8 protein-coding genes are annotated in these 8160 nt (G+C 51.8%); 3 read left to right on the forward strand and 5 right to left on the reverse strand.

Translation table 11 applies throughout. The annotated features are described in order from the left end of the window. Window positions 1-141: 141 nt before the first annotated feature. Together mltA and ACTHSP_RS15130 are read right to left on the reverse strand one after the other, a co-directional pair. Window positions 142-1464: a murein transglycosylase A gene (gene mltA, locus ACTHSP_RS15125; protein ID WP_440346369.1), complete on the reverse strand. Its 1323-nt coding sequence runs from the start codon at window positions 1462-1464 to the stop codon at window positions 142-144. A gap of 89 nt (window positions 1465-1553) precedes the next feature. Beyond that, entirely contained in the window at window positions 1554-2144 is a 591-nt protein-coding gene (locus tag ACTHSP_RS15130) for an RDD family protein (protein WP_049351322.1), read from the reverse strand. A 173-nt stretch (window positions 2145-2317) separates the two neighbouring features. Here ACTHSP_RS15130 and asd point away from each other — a divergent pair, with 173 nt between their 5' ends. Continuing rightward, window positions 2318-3433: an aspartate-semialdehyde dehydrogenase gene (gene asd, locus ACTHSP_RS15135; protein ID WP_440346370.1), complete on the forward strand. Its 1116-nt coding sequence runs from the start codon at window positions 2318-2320 to the stop codon at window positions 3431-3433. A gap of 89 nt (window positions 3434-3522) precedes the next feature. Here the strand turns inward: asd and ACTHSP_RS15140 are convergent, their stop codons facing one another. Beyond that, complete coding sequence (locus ACTHSP_RS15140; RefSeq protein WP_440346373.1) at window positions 3523-4320, reverse strand: factor H-binding protein; 798 nt, start codon at window positions 4318-4320, stop codon at window positions 3523-3525. 195 nt (window positions 4321-4515) lie between these two features. Here ACTHSP_RS15140 and ACTHSP_RS15145 point away from each other — a divergent pair, with 195 nt between their 5' ends. Further along, the gene (locus ACTHSP_RS15145; protein WP_440346371.1) at window positions 4516-4998 is read left to right on the forward strand and encodes a dihydrofolate reductase; all 483 of its coding nucleotides are present in this window, start codon (window positions 4516-4518) and stop codon (window positions 4996-4998) included. Window positions 4999-5080: 82 nt separating this feature from the next. On the opposite strand, the gene ACTHSP_RS15150 is transcribed toward ACTHSP_RS15145, so the two are convergent. Continuing rightward, a complete protein-coding gene (locus ACTHSP_RS15150) occupies window positions 5081-5347 on the reverse strand; it encodes a DUF3079 domain-containing protein (RefSeq protein ID WP_003686685.1) in 267 nt (88 codons plus the stop codon). A 167-nt stretch (window positions 5348-5514) separates the two neighbouring features. Here ACTHSP_RS15150 and ACTHSP_RS15155 point away from each other — a divergent pair, with 167 nt between their 5' ends. Continuing rightward, window positions 5515-5970 (forward strand): GNAT family N-acetyltransferase, encoded by a 456-nt coding sequence (locus ACTHSP_RS15155; protein ID WP_371464858.1) that lies wholly within the window; start codon window positions 5515-5517, stop codon window positions 5968-5970. A 69-nt stretch (window positions 5971-6039) separates the two neighbouring features. Here ACTHSP_RS15155 and dinG read toward each other — a convergent pair. After that, on the reverse strand, window positions 6040-8160 hold a 2121-nt coding region (gene dinG, locus ACTHSP_RS15160; RefSeq protein WP_440346372.1), incomplete at its 5' end, for an ATP-dependent DNA helicase DinG.

An 8160-nucleotide genomic window follows, 5' to 3' on the forward strand; every position in this document is an offset into this window, starting at 1 on the left:
GCGACAGAACCCGGCTTACCGTCCGAGCTGTATGTCCCCATACCGCGGCAGGTTTTTAAAACCTGCCGCATTTTTATAGAAATAAAAAGGCCGTCTGAAACCTGAATCTTGGTTTCAGACGGCCTTTTTTAAAACCGCTGTTTATGGACGGTATTCCGGTTTCATGCCGTTGGGCAGGAGCTGCCATACATAGCCGGTGGTTTTCATTTTGCCGGCCACTTCGCCTGCTTCGTCGCCATAACCCCAGAAATAATCCACACGGACCGCGCCTTTAATCGCGCTGCCGGTGTCTTGCGCCATAATCAGGCGGTTGAGGGCTTTTTTGGTGATCGGGTGGGCAGTGGCGACAAATAATGGTGCGCCAAGCGTGATGTAGTGACGGTCGATGGCACCGGCGTATTCGCCCATCAATGGCGTACCCAATGCGCCCACCGGGCCGGAATCGCCGCTGCCGGTCAGCTCGCGGAAGAAAACGTAGCTTGGGTTTTGCCCCAAAACTTCGGCAAGGCGGCCGGGGTTTTGCTTCATATAGGCCTTGATGCCCTGCATGCTGGTCTGACCCAGCGGCAGATAGCCTTTGTCCGCCATATAGCGGCCGATGGAAACATACGGATGCTCGTTTTTATCGGCAAATCCGACACGGATGTATTTGCCGGACGGGGTTTTCAGACGGCCTGAACCTTGAATGTGCATAAAGAAAAGTTCGACCGGATCATCTGCATAACCCAAAATCGGCGCTTTGCCGTTAAGCGCGCCGCCGTTGATTTGGCTGCGGGTGTAGTAATGAACGAAACGGCTGCCTTCAAAACGGCCTTTCAGCGCGGTGCTGCGTGCTGTAATCGGGAATCTGGACAAGTCGGCCGTGTATGCGCCGCTGTTGTCGATGACGCCGCTGTTTGGACCGGTTTGGCGGATGCGGACGGTCGCTTTGCTGCCCCTCAAGTTTGCAGCCAGCGGAACGGAAACAAAATCGTTCGGAATGCCGTAAATAGGGAAACGGGATTGGCTTGTGGATTTGTCGTCGCCGTGCAGGACCGGTTCGTAATAGCCGGTAATGGTACCGGCAGGATTGCCGCCGTTATCGACGCGCCATGCGGTGAAATAGCGCTCGAAAAAGTGCTTGGCTTGGAAATGGTGCGCCGGCGTTTGCATGGCTTGGATACAAACGTCCTGCCAGCCTTGGCGGTTTTTAAGTTTTTCACAGCCTAAACGGAAAGACTGCAGGCTTTTGGTAAAGTGTTGGAGGTCCCAGTGCGGCAGTTCGTTGTAGGAAACAACGGTGTAGTTTGCTCCTCCCCCGCTCACAATCGTGCCGACGGGGTCAGGTGTACCGGTGGGGCGGTCAGGACCCTTTATAACGCTGGTGTCGGTTTCGGGAAGATTTTTAATGCTTTTGCTCGGACAGGCGGCAAGAATGGCTACGGCAATGCTGACGAGCGTGATGCGGTACAGGTGTTTTTTCATGGAATCAATAGCGTGTCGAAAGGCCGTCTGAAAGCTATTTTTCAGACGGCCTATGTTGGAAAGTGCTGATTTTAACACAAAAAAGCCATTTATCGGCGCGGCGGTAATTTGACAACAACCGTATCGGCCAGCATATCGTAGAGCGTGCGGCGGTCGCGTTTGACGGAGAAGAGCAGGACAAAGTTGGCAAGAAATGCCAGCAGGTTGATGGCGCTTTCTCCGTTTTCACCTGCTATAAGACCGATAATGGCAGCAATAATGGCAACCAAAACCGACCATGCGATTTCGCGTACCAAAACCGTACCGACAAAACCGGGATTACGTCCGTCAGTTTTTAACACCCTGATTTTCATAATTTTCTTACCTAATGACTGCCCATCCCTGCTCATATAGTAGATTTGGACGACGCTATAAACCAAAATGGCGGCCAACCCGATCCAAAACGATGCCATACCTGCCAACAGTCCGAATATTTCCTCACTGTCGCCGATTCTGCCTTCATGCTTGACGGCGAAGATAATCAGTCCGACAAACGGCACCAACAAAACCAAAAAGGTAAACAATTGGTTCAGCAGGGCCGCAAGTATCCTGTCTCCGGCACCGGCAACCGTTACCTCGATTTCCTGAATGTCAGACCTGCCGACACCGGCCGCACCGATATAGTTATTTCTTTCTTCCATGTTTCTTCCTGATAATTGTTCTTAACTGACCCCGATTCTACCGTCCTGACACCAAAAACGCCAATATTTAAAGAAATCCCGATAAAGAACTTTACATTTTCTTAAGACGGCGTTAAAACACTTCCTTTACGCAATACATAATTTTGTTAACGATTTTCCTCAAGGAGCAACACATGAAAGTAGGTTTCGTCGGCTGGCGCGGCATGGTCGGTTCGGTTTTGATGCAGCGTATGCAAGAAGAAAACGACTTCGCCCATATTCCCGAAGCGTTTTTCTTTACCACTTCCAACGTCGGCGGCGCTGCCCCTGATTTCGGTCAGGCAGCCAAAACATTGTTGGATGCCAACGATGTTGCCGAATTGGCAAAAATGGACATCATCGTTACCTGTCAGGGTGGCGATTACACCAAATCCGTCTTCCAACCCCTGCGCGACAGCGGCTGGAACGGCTACTGGGTTGACGCGGCTTCTTCCCTGCGCATGAAAGACGATGCGATTATCGTCCTCGACCCTGTCAACCGCAACGTCATCAACAACGGCCTCAAAAACGGCGTGAAAAACTACATCGGCGGCAACTGTACCGTTTCCCTGATGCTGATGGCTTTGGGTGGCCTGTTCCAAAACGATTTGGTCGAATGGGCAACCAGCATGACCTATCAAGCCGCTTCCGGCGCGGGTGCGAAAAACATGCGCGAACTCATCAGCGGCATGGGCGCGATTCACGCCAAAGTGGCAGACGAGCTTGCCGATCCTTCCAGCGCGATTCTCGACATCGACCGCAAAGTGTCCGATTTCCTGCGCAGCGAAGGCTATCCGAAAGCCAACTTCGGCGTACCGCTCGCCGGCAGCCTGATTCCGTGGATTGACGTGGACTTGGGCAACGGCCAGTCCAAAGAAGAATGGAAAGGCGGCGTGGAAACCAACAAAATCCTCGGCCGCAGCGACAATCCGACCGTAATCGACGGCTTGTGCGTACGCATCGGCTCTATGCGATGCCACAGCCAAGCCCTCACCCTGAAACTGAAAAAAGACCTGCCCGTTTCCGAAATCGAAGCCATCTTGGCAGGTGCAAACGACTGGGTGAAAGTTATCCCTAACGAAAAAGAAGCCAGCATACACGAGCTGACACCCGCCAAAGTTACCGGCACGCTGTCTGTTCCTGTCGGCCGTATCCGCAAACTGGAAATGGGCGGCGAATACATCAGCGCATTCACCGTTGGCGACCAACTCTTGTGGGGCGCTGCCGAGCCGTTGCGCCGCGTATTGCGCATTATCTTGGGCAGCCTGTAATTTAAGTTGGCATGAAAAAAGCAACGGTTTGAGCCGTTGCTTTTTTTGTCACAACAAGGCCGTCTGAACCTTTCAGACTGCCTTGTTTCCTATTCTTTCTTACCGGCCAAACCGATTTCTTTAGTGGAATCGCCAACTTTGATTTGCGCCTTACCGGCAATTTCTTCAGCCTGCGGACCGAAGAGTTTCAAATCATAACGGCCGTTTTCCACGCCATTCAAACTGGTTTTACCGCTGATGGCGGCTTTACCATTGTTATTGGCAATGCCTGCGGCAAGCAGGTCGACATTATTGTGGGAAGCCATGCTGCTGATTTTGCCGTAACCTTGTTTTTTATCGAAATCGACGGTGTATTTCAGACGGCCGCTGCGGTCATCGCCGTTAAACGCAATGCCCGAATACTGATAGCTGCCTTGTTTGGGCAAATTGCGGTAAGCGGTTTCATCGCCTTGGACTTCGCCGACGGTGAATGTGTATGTATCGAGGTTTTGCAGCTTGCCCGCATCATCGGCTTTTTGTTTGGCGTAACGCGCGGCAACAGCGGAATAATTTTGTTTATACACTTGGAAGTCGCCCGTTTCCAAAGTGATGACTTGGCCGTTTACCTTAATTTTTTGGGCGTAGTCGTAAGAGGATACTTTATCGGTTTTCAAAAAGCCGGTATCGAGTTTGCTGCCTTTTTGCAGGGTTTGCGTTTTACCGTTGGCCGTCAGCTCCAACGTACCGTTTTCAGGGACAGATTCGTTCAATTCAATGGACAACACGCCTTTCGGATGCGGATTGAGCGGTTTGGTCAGGGCATTCGACAAGCCGCTTGTTGCGCCACCGCAGGCAGCCAACATCAAAGACAGGGAAGCAGTCAAAGCAGAAATGCGGAGGGTTCTCATCATTTTTTCCTTTCCTTTTTATTTGGTATGATATTTATCATATACCTAAAAAAATAAACAATAAATGATTTTTGTCAAAATTAAGCATTTTAAATATCTATTTCATAAATATTAAACATTTTTAAAACAACGGATATTCCGTTAATCCAGCATCCCTTCCGCTATAATCATTTTATTTTGCAAACGGACTTCATCATGCCGAAAATCACCCTTATCGCCGCCTACGCCGCCCGCCGCTGTATCGGCATCAACAACACCATGCCTTGGCATTTGCCCGAGGATTTTGCCTTTTTCAAATCCTACACCACCGGCAAACCCGTCATTATGGGCCGCAAAACATGGGAGTCGCTGCCGTGCAAACCGCTGCCCGGCCGTCAAAACATCGTCATCACCCGCCAAGATTATCAGGCCGAAGGCGCGCAAACGGCAGCCTCTTTGGAAGATGCGCTGGCTTTGTGTCAGGATGCGGAAGAAGTCATCATCATGGGCGGCGCGCAAATTTATGCACAAGCCCTGCCGATTGCCACCGATTTGCGTTTGACCGAAGTCGGTTTAGATGTGGATGGCGATGCGTTTTTTCCTGAGTTTTCCACAGAAACATGGAAAGAAGCCTCTCGGGAAAAACATGTTTCCGCCAAAGGCATCGAATACGCGTTTGTGCATTATGTGAAGGCATAATCCGACAACGCAAAGGCCGTCTGAAACCCTGTTTTTCAGGTTTCAGACGGCCTTTTTATTTCGTTTGTTTACGGCATGCCGTTTAAGCCGTTTTGTTTTTCAAAGGCAGCTTGATATGCGGTTTGGCCGGCTTGGGCGCTTCTTTCAATCCAAGTTCGATTTGCTGCTCTTCGCTCAACAAATTGCTCCAGTCGCCTTTTTTATACCAGTCGCGGCCGTCCAACTCGATAGGATGTTGGATGCGCTCGCAACCGTTGCCGCATTGCAAATCGTCTTCTTTGCAGTATTTGTCGCAACCCCAGCAGATACGCTCGGGATTTTTCGGGAAAATGGGAAATTTCTTGGCCATGGTGTGCTTCTTTTGTTTGTGTGCGGTATGGGCAGAATTATAAGTGATTTGAATGGGGCTGGCGGCGAGTTTATCGTGTTTTACGCTGATTTTTTAAGATGTGTTAACCTTTCAGACGGCCTATACTGTGAAAACTATCCCTATGCGGTACAACAAGAGGACCTGATATGAACATATGCCGTCTGAAGCCTGAATTTGTCGAGCCTTTAGCCCTCGCGCTGTTTGAGGAATGGCACGATTTTGCGCCGTGGTCGTCTCTAGACAAAATCCGTGCGTATTACGCGCAGTGCCTCGATGGGGATAATTTGCCGCTGGCGTTTGCGGCTGTGGATAACGAAGGGCGGCTGATGGGTTCGGCGGCATTAAAGCGGTTTGATATGGCGTGTTTTCCCGAATACGAATATTGGCTGGGCGATGTGTTCGTTTTGCAGCAGTTTCGCGGTTTGGGCGTAGGCAGGCAGCTGGTTTCGTTTTGTCTGGATAAAGCACGCGAACTGGGTTTTCCGTATCTGTTTCTCTATACGCCGGATGTGCAGGCCGTGTATGAAAAGTTCGGCTGGAAGGAAATCACGCAGACTTGGCACAACGGGGAAACCGTATCCGTCATGAAATTGGATTTATAGCTTGAAATGAATAAAAGGCCGTCTGAACATTTGGTTCCAGACGGCCTTTACCTTTTGAACAATCCACAACTACCCTATCCGTTTAAACGGCGGCAGACAGGCCAATAATTGTTGGCCGTAGCGTTGCGTTTTGACGCGGTTGTCGAGGATGGTGACGCGGCCGTAATCCTGTTCGGTACGGATAAGGCGACCAACGGCTTGGATCAGTTTGATGCTGGCTTCGGGAACGGTGATTTCGATAAAAGGATTGCCGCCACGTTGTTCAATCCAACGGTTTTGGGTTTTCTCGATAGGATTGTCCGGCATGGCAAACGGCAGCTTGGCAATAATGACTTGCACGCAGGCCGTACCGGGCAGGTCGAGGCCTTCGGCAAAACTGTCGAGGCCGAAAATAATGCTGGCTTTGCCTTCGGCAATGGCTTGATGGTGTCTTTGTAAAAGAACAGCCTTGGGCAACTCGCCCTGCACAAGCAGAAGCGGCAAGTATTCGTCAGGCAGGCGCAAGGCGACATCCTGCATTTGTTTACGCGAGGAAAACAGCACCAGCGTGCCGATGGCTTCAACCGGTGAAACCAACTTCGGCAACCATTCGACAATGGCGGCCGTATGCGCATCAGGGTCTTTGGGGCTGGCATGAACCGGCGGAATATACAGCTCGCCTTGCGTATCGAAATTAAATGGGCTTTCCAAAGCAAGCGTGGTGGTTTCGGGCAACCATAATAGGCCGGTTTGGCGCAAAATCAGGTTGAAGCTACCGAGCGATTGCAGGGTGGCCGAAGTCAACACCGCGCCTGCCGCGCGCCGCCACAGGCTGTTGGCAAGATGGGATGCGCTGCTGATGGGGCTGGCGTTAAAAATGTAGTCGTTTTTGTCGTCGGCACGGCGGGTTATCCATTTCGCCAACGGCTCTTCGCCCTCAATGGGAACGGTGGAAAGCAAATCCCAAACCGCACTGATTTGTTCGATACGGGCGATAAAAAGGCCGAACTCGCTGGTCAGGCGGTCGAGGAGTGCACCGTCCTGCTCTTTTTCGCGGCGCGCGGCGGAAAGCGCATCGTTCAAGCCGACAACATGTTTGAGCAGGCTGCGCGCGGCAATGGCCGTATTGGAAACTGTGGTTTCCAGGCCTTCAGGGATTTTGCCGTCTTCCCACAACCAAGTCGGTTCGTTGTGTTTCCGCCTGTCATTTTCAGACGACCCCAGACTTAAAGACGGCTCTTCCGCCAAATGGAACTGCCATTCGTGCAAACTGTCGAGCAAAGATGTGGCAGCTTCGTCGGCAAGGTTGGCAAGTTCGGCTTTATCGGTAAGCGCGGCAATTTTGCCGGTCAGCTGCGGCAGTTTTTCCAGCGTCCAAACGGCAATATTCCATGAATGTTCGGCGGCAAAGCGGCTGAGGGCTTTTTTGGGCAGGTGGTGCGCTTCGTCTATGCAATAGAAACTGTTTTCGGGCGCAGGCAGAATCACGCCGCCACCCATGCTGATGTCGGCAAGCAGAAGATCGTGGTTGGCAACGACGACATCGACAGTTTCCAAGACATCACGTGCCAGGTAAAACGGACATTCCGCACGGTTGGGACAGGCGGCTTTCAGGCAGCCGTGGCGGTCGTTGGTAACTTTGAGCCAAATCGTATCATCGATTTTTTCCGGCCAAGCGTCGCGGTCGCCATTAAAGCGGCGGGCGGAAAATTCATCGGCAATGTCGCGCAGCAGGTTCAATTCTTCCGGCTTGGGTTTGCTGTCCCACAACACTTCCGGCGCTTCAAAACCAAGCAGGTTTTGCTGGGCGTTGTTTTGAGTCAGTTGATAGAGTTTGTAGGGGCAAAGATAACGGCCGCGCCCTTTGGCAAGCGCAAAGGTCAGCTCCAAACCGCTTTTTTCGACCAGAAACGGCAAATCGCGGTCAACCAACTGCTCCTGCAAAGCCACCGTCGCGCTGCTGACAATCAGCCGTTTGCCGCGCGTTTGCGCCATGATGCCTCCGGCCAAAAGATAGGCCAACGATTTACCCACGCCGGTCGGTCCTTCGATCACGGCAATGCTCTCTCCCTCGCGTTTAGGCGCTTCTTCGCCTTCTTCACGCGTCAACGTCCGCGAAAAAGCGTTGGCAATAGCCGCAATCATTTCCCGCTGCGAAGCGCGCGGACGGAAACCGGGCAGGTTTTTGCCGATGTTTTGGTAATGGTCGCG

This window comes from Neisseria sp. P0001.S005, from assembly GCF_051963715.1.

Coding starts and splice junctions, on each gene's coding strand:
- mltA (WP_440346369.1), bottom strand. CDS start 1,464: ATGAAAAAACACCTGTACCGCATCACGCTCGTCAGCATTGCCGTAGCC.
- ACTHSP_RS15130 (WP_049351322.1), bottom strand. CDS start 2,144: ATGGAAGAAAGAAATAACTATATCGGTGCGGCCGGTGTCGGCAGGTCT.
- asd (WP_440346370.1), top strand. CDS start 2,318: ATGAAAGTAGGTTTCGTCGGCTGGCGCGGCATGGTCGGTTCGGTTTTG.
- ACTHSP_RS15140 (WP_440346373.1), bottom strand. CDS start 4,320: ATGAGAACCCTCCGCATTTCTGCTTTGACTGCTTCCCTGTCTTTGATG.
- ACTHSP_RS15145 (WP_440346371.1), top strand. CDS start 4,516: ATGCCGAAAATCACCCTTATCGCCGCCTACGCCGCCCGCCGCTGTATC.
- ACTHSP_RS15150 (WP_003686685.1), bottom strand. CDS start 5,347: ATGGCCAAGAAATTTCCCATTTTCCCGAAAAATCCCGAGCGTATCTGC.
- ACTHSP_RS15155 (WP_371464858.1), top strand. CDS start 5,515: ATGAACATATGCCGTCTGAAGCCTGAATTTGTCGAGCCTTTAGCCCTC.